The organism is Enterococcus villorum, assembly GCF_007990225.1.
GTDB lineage: Bacteria > Bacillota > Bacilli > Lactobacillales > Enterococcaceae > Enterococcus_B > Enterococcus_B villorum.
This window is the reverse complement of sequence record NZ_BJWF01000081.1, coordinates 1-1947: the sequence shown is the minus strand read 5'-3', so window position 1 is coordinate 1947 and position 1947 is coordinate 1. Positions and strand designations below refer to the sequence as shown.

The 1947-nt window shown below is 38.5% G+C and carries 5 protein-coding genes; all 5 read left to right on the top strand.

Annotation, left to right across the window (positions count from 1 at the left end):
• Positions 1–296, top strand: a 296-nt coding sequence (locus EVI01_RS13345; protein WP_261766407.1) for a YopX family phage-derived protein, incomplete at its 5' end; no start/stop codon positions are given.
• Entirely contained in the window at positions 297–764 is a 468-nt protein-coding gene (locus EVI01_RS13340) for a methyltransferase domain-containing protein (RefSeq protein WP_146811767.1), read from the top strand.
• Positions 761–1306, top strand: a complete 546-nt coding sequence (locus EVI01_RS13335; RefSeq protein ID WP_146811765.1) for a DUF1642 domain-containing protein — start codon at positions 761–763, stop codon at positions 1304–1306. Before EVI01_RS13340 ends, EVI01_RS13335 begins: the two co-directional genes overlap by 4 nt.
• The gene (locus EVI01_RS13330; RefSeq protein ID WP_261766406.1) at positions 1303–1662 is read left to right on the top strand and encodes a hypothetical protein; all 360 of its coding nucleotides are present in this window, start codon (positions 1303–1305) and stop codon (positions 1660–1662) included. Before EVI01_RS13335 ends, EVI01_RS13330 begins: the two co-directional genes overlap by 4 nt.
• Positions 1659–1947, top strand: a 289-nt coding sequence (locus EVI01_RS13325) for a hypothetical protein (RefSeq protein ID WP_146811763.1), incomplete at its 3' end; no start/stop codon positions are given. The genes EVI01_RS13330 and EVI01_RS13325, both read left to right, overlap by 4 nt.

Sequence of the window (1947 nt, the reverse complement as noted above, 5' to 3'; positions counted from 1 at the left end):
GTTTGATCACTCATGCTGAAATGTCTCCAGATAAATATGTTCTCATGCAATCCACAGGGCTGAAAGATAAAAATGGTGTGGAGATATTTGAGGGGGATATAGTGCAATGGGGAGATACTGCTGATTGGGAAGAAGAACCAATTAGAGTTGCAGTCGTGAAGATTAACCCAGATATTCAATTCGATTCAAATGTTGGCATATTTGAATATGGGCAATTTGCTTTTCGGGACACAGAAAGATTTCTCACTGTTTTAGGTAATATATACGAGAATTCAGAGTTATTGGAGGTAGAGTGATTGCCTAAAATATTAGATGCATGTTGTGGTAGTCGTTTGTTTTGGTTTGATAAAAATTGCAGTTTTGCGACTTACATGGATATACGAGAAGAAGAGTACGAGGTACACGGAAAGAAAGTGAATGTGAAACCAGATGTTGTAGCGGATTTTAGAAATATGCCTTTTGAAGATAATGTTTACGATTTAGTTGTATTTGATCCACCACATTTAAAATGGGCTGGCCAGAATTCGATTATGAAAGGGCAGTACGGACAGCTAGACAAAGATAACTGGCCAGAAGATATAAAACAAGGAATGTCTGAGTGCATGAGGGTTTTAAAACCAAACGGGACACTGATTTTCAAGTGGAATGAGAACCAGGTAAAACTAAAAGATGTGTTGAAAGCAATCGAACCATATAGCCCTTTGTTTGGAAATAGACGGTCACAGACACATTGGTTAGTTTTCATGAAGGAGGAACAGCGATGAATAAACAGGAATTGATCGACAAATATACTGCAGAAATAGCTAAATTAAGACCATATTGCCCCAATAGAAATTTAATTAGCGAGCAACTTAAATATGATCTTTATAAAGAAATCCTAGATGATTTAGAACAACTAGACGAACCGCAAAAGCCAGTTGTGCCTAAGTTTGTGGCGGAGTGGTTTGAAGATAATAAAGATGATTTAGATAATGCTATTTTTGGATATCTTGTATTTTGGGAGGAACGAGACACCGATAGCGTCCTATATCAGTGGTTTGCTAAATCCGAAAACAATCCAATCGAAACTTTCATTCGCATGAAAGACGGCTACGAGGTCGAGAAAGAGCCGTTGTATGAAGTTATTATTGGTGACTTATATCTTATCAAGAAATTTAATAACAGAAATGATTTCTATTTTGATACTAGCTGCTCGTTGTGTGCTTGGGAAAAATCTGCTTATCAGCTAACAGAAGCGGAAATCAAAGCAATTGATGAAAGATATTGGGCGTTTGCTGTGCCAGTGGAAGAGGTGGTAGAAGGATGAGCGAATTTAAAGAGAAAGTATTGTCAGAAATATCTTTTGCGATGGTTGACGATGCACCAGACTTACAAAAATTATATGACAAGGTAGCAGCTACTGATGAGCATTCGGAACTCGACGACAACCAGAAAATCGTGTTGGAACGGCTGAAAATCAACGCAGGTTCAAAAGGATCATTAATAAAAGCAATTCATTCTCTCTATAATTCATTATCCATTTCGCCTGGTCGACTTGAAAAAGATGGAGCTGAGGAATTATTGAAAGCTAGAAACGCACTTGCAAGATTGCCTAGAAAACAAGCGGCAGAAGTCCTAGCAGCATTCGCTCAATGGGGATTAGAACGGGAGGAAAAAGAATGAAACTAAAAGACGGATTTTACGCTAGCAGTCACGGTATCGGCGGTTTAATGCTAGATATGCCGACAAAGAACCCTAAAACACGTAAGAAACCAAAATTCAAAGTCGGTGACATGGTTCGCTGCGAAGCAGAAGGGTTCATCTATCCGTTTCGTGGATATGTAGAACATGTCTATAACCACTCAGCGATCATTTGCATTGAAAACACGATGGAATGCGATAAGTGGTTAGCGAAAAGCAAAGAGAATTTAGCTGTAGTGAGATTGGTGGATATTGAACTAATCAATG